Source organism: Roseibium algicola (genome assembly GCF_001999245.1).
Lineage (GTDB): Bacteria > Pseudomonadota > Alphaproteobacteria > Rhizobiales > Stappiaceae > Roseibium > Roseibium algicola.
In genome coordinates this window covers 3,821,223-3,838,393 of record NZ_CP019630.1, presented here as the reverse complement: position 1 = coordinate 3,838,393, position 17,171 = coordinate 3,821,223, and the positions used below count along the sequence as shown (strand labels likewise).

Below are 17,171 nucleotides of genomic sequence, written 5' to 3'. Positions count from 1 at the left end.
GCTTTCAAATACGCCTTTGCCGCAGGTGCTGTTTCGCGGTAGTCCACATGCCCGTTCCCGTCCTGCTACGACAGGACAAACACCACGAACCGCGAGACCTGACACCTTCACACAGAACGTGTTGCGGGCAGACAGACAAGGCAATGAAGACAGCATCGGATCAGCAAAAAACAAACGTCCAGCGCCTTGGCGAGAAGATGGCGCTCGACCACGGATTTCTTGGCGTGCCGACCCAGACCTTCGATGAAGGTGGCAGACGTCAATTCGCAGAGCTCCTGCGCGAAGGCTTGTCGCCGGAAAGGAGCGTGCTGGAAATCGGCTGCGGTTGTCTGCGGACCGCCTACTGGCTGATTCCCTTTCTTGGAGAGCAAAACTACTGCGGTATCGAACCGCACCGCGACAGGGTGCGTTGGGGACTTGATCTGTTGTTTGATGATCAGGTCCTTCGACAAAGACAGCCGCGTTTCGACCACAATGCCGAATTCGACCTGTCCGTGTTCGGTAAAAAGTTCGACATGGTTCTGGCGGGGTCCATCTGGACCCATTGCAGCAAGTCTCATATCCGCACGATGCTGGAGGGTTTTCTCCAGAACTCGAACGAGAATGCGGTTTTCCTCGTTTCCTACCTCCCTGCGAGGTCCCCGGAAGAGGACTACAACGGCACAGCATGGGTCGGCACCAGCCATGTTTCCGATGAACCGGGGATCGTTCGCCACAGCAAGTCCTGGATCGACACCGAGTGCACCAGTCTCGGACTTCGTGTGGATTTTCTAGACAGGAAGGCCTTCGACGGACAACTCTGGCTGCGGGTACAACGGGCATCCAGCATCGGCTTCCCCGGCCGTCTTCAAGACTGAGCAGCTTCACGCCGTCCACGAAACACGCCGCAAGCATGTGGAACCATGACGTTTCGGCAAGCGCGTTGTAATTGTATTTCCAAGAAGACTTGCTAAATAAGAATCACTTTGAAAAATTTTTATCCGGAAGGGGCCCATGGCGGATTTCAGCGCTCAGATTGAAAAGTCGAAAAAGGAAGTTGCCGCCGCGAGGCAGAAGATCGACGAGCTGACCTCGAAGATCGAAACCGCGAAGTCCAAGCTGGACACCGGGCAGGACATTTCCATCGACATCGAGAACGCGTCACTGGACGATGTTCACAAGCACACCGAGCTCATGGGCGCCAACATCGCCGAGCTCATCATGGGTCTTGACGATGTCACCGCGACCTTCTCCAAGGACTTCGATGCCATGCGCACGAAGACCGGATGGGAAAGCTTCATCGGCATCTTTTCCAAGCAGCGCTCCGACAGCATCCGCCAGGAACGCATGCGCTCCGCCAGCATCGACGACAAGCTTCAGGACCTGATCACCAAGTCCAATGTCATCGGACAACTTCTGCAGGAGCAGCTCAACACGCTGAACGAACATTCCAAGCGCGTGGAAACCAACCTCAGCGACACGCTGAGCCAGCGCGAACAGACAGTCGGCACACTGGAGGAAATCAAGGCCAAGCTTGTGGCCATGGATCCGGACGTGATTGCTCTGGAAAACAAGATTTCCGTGGAGACCGATGCCTCCGAGCGCACCAAGCTGGAGAGCCAGCTGGCGGAGATGAATGCCGAATACAACCGCCTGGCCCAGGAAGAGCAGGTCAAACTGGCCGAGAGCCAGACGCTGGAACGCTACATCGAAAAGGGAAAGACCTGGGTCGACAGCCTTCAGAACCAGGCGGCCACCCAGATGGTGCTGATCAACAAGCTGCAGACGGATACAAAGCAGCGCGTCGTGCTCTACGATGCGCTTGTGAAATCCCTCAAGACGGCCCAGCAGCAGGATATCGCCCACAAGATCAACGAGATCGGCGTGGCCACCGACAAGGAAGCCCAGTCCGCGATGGCCGCCATCGGCTCGGCAACCAACCAGCGCATGGCCGACATGATGGAAGCCCATGAGGACCACATGGTGTTCGCCCGCAAGGTGCTGGAGGAAAAGGCCAAGTCGGACGAGCGTTTCGCGCGCCGGTTCCAGCAGATCGTCGAGAAGCACGACAAGAACACGTACGGGGCCTGAGGGTCTGAACCGTGGATCTGACCCTGGACCACAGAACCCTGGAAGAAGCGCATGAAACACGGCGCTACTTCGCCAAGTTCGAGCGGATCATCTCGCATTTGCAAGGGGTGGCGGAAAGCGTCATCAACGAGAACACTGCGCTCGCCTCGGAAATACCGGTTCTGAAAGAATACCTGGAAGCGCTGTCGGGAACCTTCACGGCGCTTTCCTACAAATATCTGCTGGCGGGCCGCGTGTCGGACATGCTGCCCTCGCTTTTGAACATCGACCGTCAGGACAGCGGCTTCCCGATCTATCAGGAGCTGCTGCAGATGGCGAACGACGCCATGCAGGCGGACAAGCATTTACGGTCGCTGCCGGCAATGCGCGAACTCAAGCTGGAGATGGTCAACCATATCCTGCGTGAACAGTCCTCGCCGACCAACCTGCAGTTTGCCGCCTCGCAGCGCCAGTATTACGAAGAGCTCGCCAAGGGCGACCTGTTCTGGGCACGGAACGACCCACGTCTGGCCTGGATGGGCAACGTCGTCGACAACCGCCGCCTCTACAGGCTGCATTGGGCCGTCTATGACAGTCAGCAGAACATTCCGCTGATCTACATTCTCGACCTGGAAGACAGCGGCAAGTGGCCCCTGGCCAAGGACGAGCGCCGTTGGCCGCGCGTCCAGAGCCATCTGACCGCACAATCCTCGGCGTCCCTGAAGCTGGTGACAATCGCCCGCGGCTTCGACCGCGACTTCGATGACCTGCATCCCAAGCGCCTGCGCCGGTTCTTTCTGGGGCCGATGTACAGCCACACCTTCACCCAACAGTCCGGTCCGCTGCGCGACGTCCTGGCCGAAGCCGCCGGTCGTCCTGGAGAAGACTGGGCTCTGGCCTGGACGACCGAAACCCTGGTCGCCTCCGGCTCCGAGTTCGAATCCGCAGGCTTCTTTTCGTCGGTCGAGCGGCAGATCTACCAACTCGATCCGCTGTCGGCACACAATCCGGCATCACAGGAAGTCGCTGGCCATACACACCAGCAGCGATCGCTGATCCTGCCGCAGCGGCCTTATCAAATTCTGGAAGAGCGAAACCCGCCGGGCTTTGCCAATATCCGCAAGTATGTCGTCAGCCCTTCGGGCAAGATCCTCAGTTACAAATAGGTTTTTCGCGTGACCCTTTCCAACGACCTCATGGAACTGAAAGAAGACAAGATCCGCGAGAAATACGCCTTTGCGGAAGCAATGCTCCAGGGCTTCGACCACACCCCGCGGATCGCCAAGAAGTCGGATGCGCCCGTTGCACAGGACCGTTCACCCGGCCTTGGCGCCCGCCGGCGGTTCCGCTCCACGACGCCCGGCCTCGTCACCCGTTCCACGGCCCGTCCCGAAGGTGTGCAGCTTTCAAACCGCATTCTGGAATGCGACGACGATGCTCTGACCACCCCGCTTCAGGCGAGCGTTCTGCGGTCCCTGCGCCGAGCGCTGGCTGTCGCCCAGGTAACGTCCGACCAGTTTGCCGACCGGACCGGCCTTGCCGAGCTAAAGCGCGCCAACCTTGCCGGAACGCTGGACGCCTCGCAGAAAATGCGGTTCCAGGAACTTCTGTCGGCAACGGCCATGATTGCGCTGCACGTCTTTGCCAACATGACGGACTTCCTCCTGTCGGGGCTCTCAGCCGAAACCGGTGAAACCGAAGTCCAGTGCGGCGACGTCGAGGAAATCCTTTTCGACAACGACCAGCTCGCCCTTCATGGTGTTCTCTGGGAGCTGGACCAGGAAATTGCCGCTGCCGCGATTGAAACCGATGCCCAGTTGATCGGCCTGGTGACGTCCTTCTGCGAACAGCTGATGGAAAAGGTGACACTTCGCGCGGAAGGCGTCAGCGTGCTGCAGGCGTTCTCGGAAAGCCGCTACCGTGTGGAAGCGGACAATTTCGAGATTACCGGCTTCACGCCTTCTGCACGCGCGCACTCGACCACGCTCGCCATGGCGTTCAAGAAGCCGGAAGAAGTCGTCGGCAACCACATCGCCAAATACCAGGCGATGAAGCTTGCCAAGATGCTGATGGCCTACGATTTCGACCGCAAGCTCAACCCGTTCGCGGAACTCGGCGGCTTCATCTTCACCTTCATGGGCGACGGCAAGCCGGGCACCGGCAAGACAACCCTGATCCAGATGATGGCCGGCATGGTCAACGACTATTGCCAGGTCGCCGGCTATCCGTTCCGCTATCAGAACCTCTCCACGGAGAGTATCGACAGCTACCAGGGCAAGTCTGCCCAGAATGCCAAGGCCTTCATCCGCAATGTCACCGACCCGAATGTGATCGGTTTCGGCACCATCGACGACATAGACCAGCTTGCCGGCAAGCGCGGCGATCGCCAGTCCTCTGCCGGCCAGCTCGAAATTACAGCGGTCCTGATGGAGAGCTTTGCCGGTGCCAACACTGTGGTGCGCGGCAACTGCACGTTCGGCATGTTCTCCAACTATCCGGAGAACGTCGATGACGCCCTGCGCCAGCGCGCCGGCGCCCGCTTTCTGGTCGACGGCCCGCAAAGCCGCGAGGACTACATCGACATCCTGCATCTGCTGATGGGCAAGAACCACTCGATCCCAGTCGGCGACCATGATCTTTTCGAGGCCCAGGCCCTGAAGAAGGCCGTTGCGGCGTCCTACGAGCGTCACTCCCGGCCACAGGAAGATGCGCTGACGAAGGTGTTCGACAAAGTGCGAGCTGAAATCGGTGACCTGGACACGATCGCCAAGCTCGGGACCTACCTGAAGGCCATCCAGCAAGCGGACGAACGTTTCACCGGCCGGGCGATCAAGAACATCACCGATGCCGTGAAAGTGCGGGCGATGGACTTCGAATTGCCGGATGCCTGGATGGAAGATCCGGAACTGTTCCTGTTCAAGGACTACGAGACCAAGAAGGCGATGATCGCCGACCTGGCGCAGCCGATCACCGTCGACATGGTCATCCAGGAAATCAACCGCTACGCGGACAGCGAATTCCGCTATGCGGACAAGTCGGACGAGGTTGCCATCGAGAATGCCGTGCGCGAGATGCAGCGCATGGAAGAAGCCAAGCGCCGCTACATGGAAATCACGCGCACATGATGAGGCTCGTCAAACATGGCTTGATGTTCGGCAACCTCTACGAGGTCTCCGCACCGTCCATGGTGGCCCGCTACAACCGCGCGCTGGAACACCTGACCGGCAAGCGAACGGCGCTCGAGGCCTTTCACGTCGATATCTCCGGATTTTCGCCGGAGATCGGCGACGAGCTGGACGACATCCACTACCTCAATCCGCACGGCTGCAATCGGCAGTTCATTCTGCTGTCGATCGAACAGAAGACCGCACCGTTGTTGAACGCGCGGTTCTCCACGTCGCGTTCGATCCTGAAACGCTTCATCGAGGACAATGAGGAACAGCTCTTTGCGCTGTCGATCCGCGATTGCGTCGTCGGTGAACTGGTCAACTCGATCTATTCCATCACCTCGCCGCAGGACCTGTTTTATATCAGGGCGATCGAGGTGGAGGCGGACACCGTCGGCGGGCATTCCGAAGCAGGTGACGAACTGGCCGACAAGATCGAAGCGTTCATGAGCGAGCCCGACGGCTGGTGGGACGATGTGCTGATCGCGGACATGATCGAGCTTTCCAAGCACACCGGCGACATCATCCGCACCCCCTTGGCGATCAGTTCGAAAAGCTATGAGCAGGGAAATTTCCATACCTCCCATTTCGGCGGCCTCTACATCTTTCGCGATGTGAAGGAAACCGCATGCATCGCCTCCAGGCGCATGGACATTGTCGTCGACCTGCCCGTGAAGCACCTCTTCAGCCTGGAAGACCGCTACGAGGTGGCCGATTTCCTCAATCGAAACCAGTTGGTGGAGCCTATCCTCGATGCAGGCGGCAGCATCGCCAAGAGCCTTTTGAAACAGAAACTGGACTTCATCGTCATCGACACGGCCGCCAGCCAGGGCGAGGATCTGTCGGACGTCTCGCGGCGTGACCTGCGCGCTTTGAGACGCAAGTATCACCAGCAGCTCCCCGCGGAATATCACGCCCTCAACGACATCGTGCACAGGCTGGAGCTGAAAGACGACAAGCTGTGGGTCGAACCGGAAAACGCGGCCTATTTCTACCTGCTTCGCTCGCGCAATCACCGCGACAAGAACCTGGTCAACATGCTGCTGTCCGAATTGACGCCGCTTGACTTCCGCCAGCTTTTCATTTGTCACAAGGACGCATTCTACGGTCATTACCGAAGCTGGAGCGAAGCCAAGAAGAACTACGCGGTCCAGTTCCTTGCGGAGGAATATATGGTCGACAAGGTCGGCACGCGGCTGGAACTGTTCGGACCGGAGGCCGCCATGGCGGAAGAAGACCAGGCCGACTACGGCTTCGGCAGGAACATGGGGCCGTGGGGTGCAATCCCCGGAGAACAAGACGGCGAGGACGGGGTACAATGAAGTGGATCAAATGGATAATCGGCATTCCGCTCCTGCTGATCCTTGTCGCCTTCCTCCATTACACGTTGCCGGGACGTGATGTGGTTCGGATCGTCGGCACCGACGTCAAGCGCATGGACATCGGCGCTTCGTCGCTCTTCTGGGCCGCCCCCGATGCAGGTACCAACAAGAACTGGACACGGGACGTCCGCTTCATCAATACGGTCTGGCCGAACGGCAAGCCAAGGGTCTATCGCAACGAAGACACCGACTGGGGCTGGCCGCCCTATTTCAAGTTCGACAGCAGCAACATCACCGCCCAGGCGCAGGATCTGGCCAAGAAAAGCGATGATGTCTGGATCGCCGTCACCCACTATGGCTGGCGTGTGGAGCTGTTCACGATCTTTCCCAATGCCATCAGCATCGAGGTTGTCTCCGGGCCGGATGTCTTCCTGATCCCATGGTTCAATATCCTGTTCGTCGTGGTGCTTGTCGCTCTCGCCTATCTGATCATCAAGACCGTCAACGCCTTCAAGAAACGCCGGATCGACCCGGTGGTCGACGGTATCGACGACTTCATGGACGATGTCGGCGATAGCGCCGAGCAGGCCCGCGCCAGCGCCCATCGCCGCGCGAGCGAAGCCACGAGCGGCTTCCGCCGATGGCTGAAGCGCTGGTTCGGTTGACGGGACCGGAACGGCGTGCCTCTCTGTCGGCCGTGCTCTCTGCACCGCCCTCATCCTGAGGAGGACCGCCAGGTCCGTCTCGAAGGTTGGGCTTCATACTCCTGAGCAAGCGGCCCATCCTTCGAGACGGCGCTTGCGCGCCTCCTCAGGATGAGGTCGTTCGTTTTAACTTTCCAATCGGCAGGAACCCCGAGTTTGAATCAGCCAATCGACCTAGTCATCTTCGACTGCGACGGTGTTCTCATCGACAGCGAAGTCATCAGCGCGCGCATGCTGGTGGCAGAACTGGCGACGCGGAACGTCCACATCACCATGGACTACGTCGCTCACCATTTTCTGGGTCGAAGCTATCCGGTTGTCCTGCAGCAGATCCGCAAGGAATTCGGTGTCGACCTGCCGCCGGAATTCGAAACCGCCTACCGGGCAAGCCTTCTCAGCGCCTTTGAAGCGGAGCTCAGACCGATCGACGGCGTGCGGGAGGTGATCGAGAACCTTGGCGTGGACTATTGCCTTGCGACCAGTTCCAGCCCGCCGCGGCTCGCCAGATCGCTGGAGATAACCGGGCTGACGGATCTCTTTGCCGGCCGGACCACCACGGCTTCCGAAGTCGCTCACGGCAAACCCGCGCCGGACCTGTTCCTGCTGGCGGCGGAAAAACATGGTGTCGCACCGGAGCGCTGCCTGGTGATCGAGGACAGCGAAAACGGCATCAAGGCAGGGCTTGCCGCCGGTATGGAAGTCTACCGTTTCATTGGCGGTTCGCACCTTTCCGGCCTTCTGAATTCGGCCACTGCCACTGCGGGTGCCGCGCAACTGTTTGCATCTTTCGGCGAATTCTTTCAGCTTAGGCCGGATCTGAAGAACAACGGCAACTAAGATGAAACAGAAAATTCCTGCCGAGGCATCCCGTCTCGATGACGCCGCCCGCGCCGGCTGGTTATACTATGTTGCCGGCAACACCCAGGACGAGATCGCCCGCAAGCTCGGCGTGTCCCGCCAATCGGCACAGCGGCTGGTTTCGCTTGCAGTCAGTGAACGACTGATCAAGGTGCGGCTCGACCACCCGATCGCCAACTGCATGGAACTGAGCACCCGCCTGACGGAACGCTTCGGACTGCAGAGCTGCGAAGTGGTTCCCAGCGACCCGGATGCCCCGTCCTCCACGGTCGGCATTGCCCAGGCGGCCGCCACCGAGATGGAACGTCATTTCCGCTCCCAGAAACCCAAGATCATCGCCTACGGCACGGGCCGCACCCTACGCGCCTCGGTGGATCAGTTGCCGATGATGGACTGTCCGCAGCACCGCATCGTCTCGCTTCTGGGCAACATGATGTCGGACGGCTCGGCCTCGGCCTACAACGTCATCATCCGGCTTGCCGACCGCATCAATGCCCGGCACTACCCGATGCCGCTGCCCGTCTTCGCCCGCTCCCGCGAGGAGTTGCAACTGCTGCATAACCAGGAAGCGGTGCACAATATCCTCGATCTCATCCGGCAGGCGGACGTTACTTTCGTGGGTATCGGCAACATGGGACCGACTGCACCACTGACGGTCGACGGATTCGTCAGTCACGACGAAATGCGCGCACTGGAGAAAGCCGGTGCCATCGGCGAGATCACTAGCTGGGTCTACGACCGAAAAGGCGCGCTGGTCGAAGGACTTACCAATGACCTGGTAGCCAGTGCCCCCCTGCTGCCGGCCGGAGAGAAACCGGTTTACGGAATTGCGGCGGGCGACGGCAAGGTGCCGGCCATGCTGGGAGCGTTGAACGGCAAATTTGTCAATTGCCTGATCACCAACGAGACGACGGCTGAGCAATTGCTCAAGCTCTGAGCGATTTCCCAATATAAATAACTATATGAATTTTAAAGGCTTTTCGCAGTGCAGCGAGAAGCCTTTTTTGTTTTAGGCAATTCACATCTTGACTCGGGGTGCGAATTGGAGCGAATATTTGCCCGCAAGAATGGCAAATGCCCAATCTCGCTTGGGAGGAAAATATGGCATTTCATACCCGTGCGCTCCTCAGCGCATGTGCAATGGCGGCTCTGTGCGCATCCGCATCTGCAGAAACAATCACCATCGCGACCGTGAACAACGGCGACATGATCCGCATGCAGGGTCTGACGAAGGACTTCACCGACAAGAACCCTGACATCGAAGTCAAATGGCTGACCATGGAGGAGAACGTTCTCCGCCAGCGCGTCACCACTGACGTCGCCACCAAGGGCGGTCAGTTCGACGTCATGACCATCGGCACCTATGAAGTTCCGATCTGGGGCAAGCAGGGCTGGCTCGTTTCCCTGAACGACCTGCCGGAAAGCTACGACGCGGACGACATCCTGCCGGCCATCCGTGGCGGCCTGACCGTCGACGGCGAGCTCTTTGCAGCACCGTTCTACGGCGAAAGCTCCATGGTCATGTACCGCAAGGACCTGATGGAAAAAGCCGGCCTGGAAATGCCGGAAGCCCCGACCTGGGACTTTATCGTCGAAGCCGCCAAGGCAATGACGGACAAGGAAAACGAAGTCTATGGCATCTGCCTGCGCGGCAAGGCCGGCTGGGGTGAAAACATGGCGTTCCTGACGGCCATGGCGAACTCTTACGGCGCCCGCTGGTTCGACATGGACTGGAAGCCGCAGTTCGACACACCGCAGTGGAAAGAAGCTCTTACCACCTATCTCGACGTGATGAACGAAGCAGGCCCTCCGGGCGCTTCTTCCAACGGCTTCAACGAAAACCTGGCCCTGTTCCAGACCGGCAAGTGCGGCATGTGGATCGACGCCACCGTGGCGGCCTCCTTCGTGACCAACCCGAAGGACAGCCAGGTTGCTGACAAGGTCGGCTTTGCTCTGGCACCGGACAAGGGCCTCGGCAAACGCGGTAACTGGCTCTGGGCATGGTCGCTGGCCATTCCGGCCGGCACCCAGAAGGAAGCTGCTGCGAAGAAGTTCATCGAGTGGGCAACTTCCAAGGAATACCTGGAGCTGGTTGCAGCCGAAGAAGGCTGGGCGAACGTTCCCCCGGGAACCCGTACGTCTCTCTATGAGAACCCGGAGTACCAGAAAGTTCCGTTCGCAAAGATGACGCTGGACAGCATCAACTCCGCTGATCCGCAGAATCCGACCGTCGATCCGGTTCCGTATGTCGGCGTGCAGTTCGTCGCCATTCCGGAATTCCAGGGCATGGCAACCGTTGTCGGCCAGGCATTCTCGGCAGCTCTTGCCGGCTCGATGGATGCGGACGCTGCACTGGCTGCTGCCCAGGCGACCGCTGAACGCGAAATGAAGAAGGCCGGTTACCTCAAGTAGAAGCCTTCGCGGACCGGCGGGTGCCTGCCCGTCCCGCCGGTCTCCTCCTTTCTGTTCCGCGTGAGCTCTGGCTCTGACCGAGCAAAGGTCGCATCATGGCTACCCAACATTCACGGGCGGCGGCCCGTTTGATGATCTCTCCGGCAGTTCTGCTGCTGCTGGGTTGGATGATCATCCCGCTCTCGATGACCCTCTATTTCTCTTTCCTGCGCTACAACCTGCTCATTCCGGGAATGGAAGAGTGGACCGGCTGGACCAACTACGAGTTCTTCCTCACCGATCCGGCTTTCTTTGCAGCGCTGAAGAACACCCTGCTGCTCGTTGGCGGCGTCCTTCTCATCACCATTGTCGGCGGCGTGCTGCTGGCCCTGCTGCTCGACCAGCCCTTCTGGGGCCAGGGGATCGTGCGCATTCTGGTGATTGCCCCGTTCTTCGTCATGCCCACCGTCTCCGCGCTGGTGTGGAAGAACATGTTCATGAACCCGGTCAACGGCCTGTTCGCATACTTTGCGAAGTTTCTGGGGCTGCAACCGTTCGACTTTCTTTCGCATGCACCGCTGTTCTCGATCATCCTGATCGTCGCCTGGCAGTGGTTGCCATTTGCGACGCTCATTCTGCTTACCGCCCTGCAGTCGCTGGACAGCGAACAGCTGGAAGCGGCCGAAATGGACGGCGCCAATTTCCTGAACCGCTTCGTCTTCATCATGGTGCCGCACCTGGCGCGTTCGATCACCGTTGTGATCCTGATCCAGACGATCTTCCTGCTGTCGGTCTTCGCGGAAATTCTCGTCACCACCAATGGCGGTCCGGGCTATGCCTCGACCAACCTCACCTACCTGATCTACGCCCAGTCGCTGCTGCAGTTCGACGTCGGCGGCGGATCGGCCGGCGGTGTGGTCGCCATTATCCTCGCCAACATCGTTGCGATCTTCCTGATGCGGATGATCGGCAAGAACCTGGAGGCCTGACCCATGGCGCGCGCAGTCTCCAACCGCCGCAAGGCTCTCGTCACCGTATGTGCGTGGGCCGTCGGCATCGCCATCTTCTTCCCGATCCTGTGGACCGTGCTGACCAGCTTCAAGACGGAAGCGGAAGCCATTGCGTCTCCTCCTAGCTTCCTGTTTTTCGACTGGACGCTGGAAAACTACAGTACGGTCCAGGAGCGTTCGGACTATTTCCGGCACTTCTCCAACTCGGTCATCATTTCCTTCGGCTCCACCCTTCTGGGTCTGCTGATCGCGATACCGGCGGCCTGGTCAATGGCCTTCGTGCCGGGCAAGCGCACCAAGGACGTCCTGATGTGGATGCTGTCCACCAAGATGCTTCCGCCGGTGGGCGTGCTGATCCCGATCTATCTCCTGTTCCGGGATACCGGTCTCCTCGACACGCGTGTCGGCCTCGTGATGGTGCTTACCCTCATCAACCTGCCGATCATCGTCTGGATGCTGTTCACCTACTTCCGCGAAATTCCCGGCGAGATCCTGGAAGCCGCGCGGATGGACGGTGCGGAGCTGTGGTCCGAGATCATCTACGTGCTGACACCCATGGCGGTGCCCGGCATTGCCTCGACCCTGCTGCTGAACATCATCCTGTCCTGGAACGAAGCGTTCTGGACCTTGAACCTGACGGCGGTCGACGCCGCCCCCCTCACCGCTTTCATTGCCAGCTATTCCAGCCCGGAAGGCCTGTTCTACGCAAAACTGAGCGCTGCCTCGACGATGGCGATCGCCCCGATCCTCATCATCGGCTGGTTCAGCCAGAAACAGCTCGTGCGCGGCCTGACCTTCGGCGCGGTTAAATAGGAGACCTGAACATGGGTCAGATAACCCTCAAGCAGATTACCAAGAGCTTCGGCGACGTTCAGGTTATCCCGCCGCTGGACCTGCAGATCGACGACGGCGAGTTCGTGGTGTTCGTCGGTCCGTCCGGCTGCGGCAAGTCCACACTCCTGCGTCTCATTGCAGGCCTGGAGGATGTCTCTTCCGGTGACATCACCATCGACGGCAAGAACGCCACCGAAGTGCCGCCCGCAAAACGTGGCCTTGCCATGGTGTTCCAGTCCTACGCGCTCTATCCGCACATGTCGGTGCGCAAGAACATCGCCTTCCCGCTGCGCATGGCCGGCATCGACAAGGCGGCGCAGGACGCCAAGGTGACCGCCGCTGCCAAGGTGCTGAACCTGACGGATTACCTGGACCGTCGTCCGGGTCAGCTTTCCGGCGGTCAGCGCCAGCGTGTTGCCATCGGCCGTGCCATCGTGCGCGAACCGGCTGCCTTCCTGTTCGACGAACCCCTGTCGAACCTGGATGCGGCGCTGCGTGTCAACATGCGGCTCGAGATCTCCGAACTGCACCAGTCCCTCAAGACGACCATGATCTACGTGACCCACGACCAGGTGGAAGCCATGACCATGGCCGACAAGATCGTGGTGCTGCAGGCAGGCAAGATCGAGCAGGTCGGCTCGCCGCTGGAGCTTTATCATACGCCGCGCAACAAGTTCGTGGCCGGTTTCATCGGCTCGCCGAAGATGAACTTCCTGATGGGATCCTTCGCCACCGAATACGATGCCGCCACGATCGGCATCCGCCCGGAGCATCTGACCGTCTCGCAAGGCGACGGCAAATGGGTCGGAAAGGTCGGTGTCTCGGAACATCTCGGCTCCGACACCTTCCTTTATGTCGATATGGAAGGCGTCGACGAACCGATCACCGTGCGCTCGTCCGGTGAGATCGGGTTCCGTCATGGCGACACCGTTCACCTGACCCCGGCTCCTGACAAGATCCACCGCTTCGACAACCAGGGCCTGAGGATTGCATGAGCCGACTTGAAGGAAAATCCGCGCTGATCACGGGTTCGGCCCGGGGCATCGGCAAGGCCTTTGCCGCGCGGTTTGCAGAGGAAGGCGCCCGGGTAGCGATTGCCGATATCAACCTGGCCGGCGCAGAAGCGGCGGCCAGTGAGATCGGCCCGAATGCCTATGCCGTGCAGTTGGACGTCACCGACCAGTCGTCGATCGACGCTGCCATCGCCGCCGTGGAGCAGAAGACAGGCGGGCTCGACATCCTGGTCAACAACGCGGCTCTGTTCGATCTGGCACCGATTGTCGAGATCACCCGCGACAGCTACCAGCGCCTGTTCGACATCAACGTTTCCGGAACCCTGTTCATGATGCAGGCCGCGGCAAAGTCGATGATCAGGCGTGGTCAGGGCGGCAAGATCATAAACATGGCCAGCCAGGCAGGCCGGCGCGGTGAAGCGCTGGTGGGCATCTATTGCGCCACCAAGGCAGCGGTCATCAGCCTGACCCAGTCGGCAGGTCTCAACCTGATCGAACACGGCATCAACGTGAATGCCATCGCCCCCGGCGTCGTCGACGGCGAGCACTGGGACCATGTGGATTCGATGTTCGCGAAATACGAAGGCCTGCAGCCCGGCGAAAAGAAGGCAGCGGTCGGAGCCGCGGTGCCTTTCGGCCGCATGGGCACCGCCGAAGATCTCACCGGCATGGCTGTTTTCCTGGCGTCGAAAGACGCGGATTACATCGTATCGCAGACTTACAACGTCGATGGCGGCAACTGGATGAGCTGACCAATGACCCAGAACCTAAGTGAAACTGTGCTCTCTTCTCTTCCCGAATCCGTCAAGGCACCGGCGTATCGCCGGTCGGACCTGACCCCCGGCATCCTTCACATCGGCGTCGGCAACTTCCATCGCGCGCATCAGGCCATCTACCTGAGCAAGCTGTTCGATCTCGGCGAAGGCCGTGACTGGGCCATCGTCGGCGCGGGCCTCAAGCCCTACGACAAGACCATGCGTGAACGCCTCCAAGCCCAGGACTGGCTGACGACCGTGGTCGAGCTCGACCCGGAAGGCCTCAGCGCGCAGGTCTGTGGCGCCATGATCGACTTCGTCGACGTGGATCCCAAGGCGCTGATCGCTCGCCTTGGCGAACCCGATATCCGCATCGTCTCGCTGACGATCACCGAAGGCGGCTATTTCGTCGAGCCGAACACCGGTGGCTTCGACGTCAATCATCCGGAAATCCAGGCGGATCTCGCCTCACCGGATGCGCCGCAGACCGTGTTCGGCGTGCTTGTCGCCGCCCTGCTGGCCCGCCGCGACAAAGGCCTTGAACCCTTTACCGTGATGTCTTGCGACAACCTGCCCGAAAACGGCCATATGGCGAAACAGGCCGTTGCCGGTTTCGCCAGGGCCTTGTCGCCGGAAGCCGGAAGCTGGATTGCCGACAACGTCGCCTTTCCAAACGGCATGGTGGACTGCATCACCCCCGCGACCGGCGACCGCGAACGCCACCTGGTTCAGGAACGCTTCGGCCTGACCGATGCGGCCCCTGTCGTCTGCGAACCCTTCCGCCAATGGGTGCTGGAGGATCATTTCCCGGCCGGTCGCCCGGCACTTGAAAAGGTCGGCGTCGAATTCGTCGAGGACGTCGCTCCATACGAGCTGATGAAATTGCGCATTCTAAATGGCGGTCATGCGACCATCGCCTATCCGGGTGCGCTGCTGGGACATTACTTCGTCCATGACGCCATGGCCGATCCACTGATCTGCGCTTTCCTGAAAAAGCTGGAAGAAGACGAGATCCTGCCGACCGTTCCGGAAATTCCGGGGGTCAGCTTCGAGACCTATCTCAGCACCGTGATGGACCGGTTCTCCAATCCGGCGGTGGGAGACACGATCCCCCGTCTCTGCCTTGACGGCTCCAACCGCCAGCCGAAGTTTATCCTGCCTTCTATCCAGGACCGCCTCGACAAGGGGTTGTCGGTGGCCGGCCTTGCGCTCGAAACGGCTCTTTGGTGCCGTTACTGCCTCGGTCACAACGAGGCTGGAGAACCGCATGTCATCGAGGACAACAACGCCGACATCCTGAAGGCCTGGGCACAAGGCGTTTACGCCGACAAGCCTGCGCGCATCGAAATGCCGGAGCTATTCGGTGGGCTCGCTTCCGACGAAACCTTCCTGAAAGCCTTCAGCTACGCCGCAGGCATGATCGCTGAAGATGGGGTGGCCGCAACGCTGAAAGCCTACCTCGACGGCCGCTTCGACAAAGGCGCGGCCACCCTCAAGGCGAACGCCCACTAGGAAACGAGGGATCACACTCGCGCCACCGTGTGCGCAATGTGATCCCATTTGCCTTTCAATTTGCCCTGTCCCGCTTACCTTGATGTCACTGACAGACGAGGATTTGACCTTCGCCTGCACGACGGAAAGCGGTAAGGCGGGATTACGGGCATGAGACAATTGAACAGACGGGACCTTCTGGCCGGCAGTGCGGCAATGGCATTGCTGCCGGGAACGGTGTTTGCGGCAGGCAACGACTTCTTCCGACTTGGTCTGGCCGAACCGGCCTTCGAAATCGAACCCAAACTCGACCTTCCCGATCTTGATGGCACCGTCCACACGCTTGCCGACTATTCCGGCAAGATCCTGCTTGTATCGTTCTGGGCGACATGGTGTCCGCCCTGCCGGAAGGAAATGCCGGGTCTGGCGCGTCTCAACCGGGAACTCGGCCCCGAAGGCTTTGCAGTGCTCGCCGTCAACGTAGGTGACCGGCAGGACCGGATCGAAGGTTTTCTGGATGAGATCGACCATGATGGTCTCACCGTCCTGATGGACACGGACAAGGCCATGCCGAGCACCTGGTTCCTGCGCGGTTTGCCGGTGACCTACGTCCTCGATGGCACCGGCAAGGTTGCCCTCGCCGCTATTGGCGACCGGGTGTGGGATTCAGAGGAAATGATCTCCGCGCTGCGCAGTTTGAAGACCACCTGACCACGTCGAACATCAGCAGCGTGAAAGACCCTCAGCCGTTGTCCATCGGCACGATGACAGGCCGCCCACCACCCGGACGTGTCAGGATTTCCAGCGGAAAGTCATAGGCTTTCGACAACAACTCCGCCTGCATGACCTCGTCCCGCGCACCGAAGGCGAGACGGCGCCCCCCCTGCATGACCAGCACCCGGTCGGCAAAGGCAGCGGTCAGGTTGAGGTCGTGCATCACGGCGACGACGCCGCCACCACGCTTGGCGTAACCGGCTGCAAGCTGCATGATCTGGACCTGGTGCTTGATGTCGAGACTGGAGACCGGTTCGTCCAGGAACAACCAATGCGGCAGGCCTTCTTGCGGAAGCGGGTCCCAGACCTGACACAACACCCGTGCGAGCTGCACCCGTTGCTGCTCGCCGCCGGACAGTTCCTGATAACTTCGCCCTTCGAACCCCGACAGGCCGACTTTCGCAAGGGCTTCGGCAATGCGCCGGGCACGGAAGGTCCGCTCCCGGCGGCTGGAGGTCAGGCCGAGACCGACCACTTCAGCCACGTTCAGCGGAAAGGAAATCTGGCTTGCCTGCGGCAGCACCCCGCGCATGGCGGCAAGCACTTCCGGTGACAGGCCACCGACCTCCAGCCCTGCCAGCGTTAACCCGCCGGAATAAGGCAGTTCACCGGTCATTGCCTTCATCAAGGTCGTCTTGCCGGAACCGCTTGGCCCGATGATCGCCAGCACTTCCCCTGCCTTTGCGTGAAAGGAAAGGTCCTGCACGATCCGGGTCTTGCCTGCCGAAACAGACACCTGCTCGACAACAAGATCGGGTGCCAGCGCCGTGCCATTTTCAATTGTCCTGTGCAACATGACCACA

General features: G+C 60.1%; 16 protein-coding genes. 15 read left to right on the top strand and 1 reads right to left on the bottom strand.

All coding sequences use genetic code 11. The features are described from left to right. The first annotated feature begins 143 nt into the window (after positions 1-143). The 15 genes from B0E33_RS17725 to B0E33_RS17655 all read left to right on the top strand — a co-directional run bounded on the left by B0E33_RS17725 (position 144) and on the right by B0E33_RS17655 (position 16,305). On the top strand, positions 144-857 hold the full coding sequence (locus B0E33_RS17725; protein WP_077291922.1) for a class I SAM-dependent methyltransferase: 714 nt from the start codon (positions 144-146) through the stop codon (positions 855-857). 136 nt (positions 858-993) lie between these two features. Next, positions 994-2,070 (top strand): GumC domain-containing protein, encoded by a 1,077-nt coding sequence (locus B0E33_RS17720; RefSeq protein WP_055656172.1) that lies wholly within the window; start codon positions 994-996, stop codon positions 2,068-2,070. Positions 2,071-2,081: 11 nt separating this feature from the next. After that, positions 2,082-3,215 (top strand): hypothetical protein, encoded by a 1,134-nt coding sequence (locus B0E33_RS17715; RefSeq protein ID WP_023003167.1) that lies wholly within the window; start codon positions 2,082-2,084, stop codon positions 3,213-3,215. A gap of 9 nt (positions 3,216-3,224) precedes the next feature. Then, a complete protein-coding gene (locus B0E33_RS17710) occupies positions 3,225-5,174 on the top strand; it encodes an AAA family ATPase (protein ID WP_077291921.1) in 1,950 nt (649 codons plus the stop codon). Next, on the top strand, positions 5,171-6,538 hold the full coding sequence (locus tag B0E33_RS17705; RefSeq protein ID WP_077291920.1) for a DUF6638 family protein: 1,368 nt from the start codon (positions 5,171-5,173) through the stop codon (positions 6,536-6,538). The genes B0E33_RS17710 and B0E33_RS17705 overlap by 4 nt, the downstream gene beginning before the upstream one ends. Continuing rightward, the gene (locus B0E33_RS17700; protein WP_023003164.1) at positions 6,535-7,203 is read left to right on the top strand and encodes a DUF1523 family protein; all 669 of its coding nucleotides are present in this window, start codon (positions 6,535-6,537) and stop codon (positions 7,201-7,203) included. The genes B0E33_RS17705 and B0E33_RS17700 overlap by 4 nt, the downstream gene beginning before the upstream one ends. Positions 7,204-7,398: 195 nt before the next feature. Beyond that, positions 7,399-8,079, top strand: coding sequence for an HAD family hydrolase (locus tag B0E33_RS17695; RefSeq protein ID WP_208993473.1), 681 nt, complete (start codon positions 7,399-7,401; stop codon positions 8,077-8,079). A gap of 1 nt (position 8,080) precedes the next feature. Beyond that, positions 8,081-9,037, top strand: a complete 957-nt coding sequence (locus B0E33_RS17690) for a sugar-binding transcriptional regulator (RefSeq protein WP_023003162.1) — start codon at positions 8,081-8,083, stop codon at positions 9,035-9,037. A 164-nt stretch (positions 9,038-9,201) separates the two neighbouring features. Beyond that, positions 9,202-10,512, top strand: coding sequence for an ABC transporter substrate-binding protein (locus B0E33_RS17685; RefSeq protein WP_031270356.1), 1,311 nt, complete (start codon positions 9,202-9,204; stop codon positions 10,510-10,512). Positions 10,513-10,607: 95 nt separating this feature from the next. Beyond that, entirely contained in the window at positions 10,608-11,480 is an 873-nt protein-coding gene (locus B0E33_RS17680; RefSeq protein ID WP_031270353.1) for a carbohydrate ABC transporter permease, read from the top strand. Between the two features lie 3 nt (positions 11,481-11,483). Then, a complete protein-coding gene (locus B0E33_RS17675; RefSeq protein WP_023003159.1) occupies positions 11,484-12,314 on the top strand; it encodes a carbohydrate ABC transporter permease in 831 nt (276 codons plus the stop codon). Positions 12,315-12,325: 11 nt separating this feature from the next. Continuing rightward, entirely contained in the window at positions 12,326-13,330 is a 1,005-nt protein-coding gene (locus B0E33_RS17670) for an ABC transporter ATP-binding protein (RefSeq protein WP_055656185.1), read from the top strand. Beyond that, a complete protein-coding gene (locus B0E33_RS17665) occupies positions 13,327-14,100 on the top strand; it encodes an L-iditol 2-dehydrogenase (RefSeq protein WP_062487354.1) in 774 nt (257 codons plus the stop codon). The genes B0E33_RS17670 and B0E33_RS17665 overlap by 4 nt, the downstream gene beginning before the upstream one ends. 3 nt (positions 14,101-14,103) lie before the next feature. Next, positions 14,104-15,615: a mannitol dehydrogenase family protein gene (locus B0E33_RS17660; RefSeq protein WP_077291918.1), complete on the top strand. Its 1,512-nt coding sequence runs from the start codon at positions 14,104-14,106 to the stop codon at positions 15,613-15,615. 150 nt (positions 15,616-15,765) lie between these two features. Then, a complete protein-coding gene (locus B0E33_RS17655; protein ID WP_031270351.1) occupies positions 15,766-16,305 on the top strand; it encodes a TlpA family protein disulfide reductase in 540 nt (179 codons plus the stop codon). A 31-nt stretch (positions 16,306-16,336) separates the two neighbouring features. On the opposite strand, the gene B0E33_RS17650 is transcribed toward B0E33_RS17655, so the two are convergent. Continuing rightward, positions 16,337-17,164 (bottom strand): heme ABC transporter ATP-binding protein, encoded by an 828-nt coding sequence (locus tag B0E33_RS17650; protein ID WP_077291917.1) that lies wholly within the window; start codon positions 17,162-17,164, stop codon positions 16,337-16,339. Positions 17,165-17,171 lie beyond the last annotated feature (7 nt).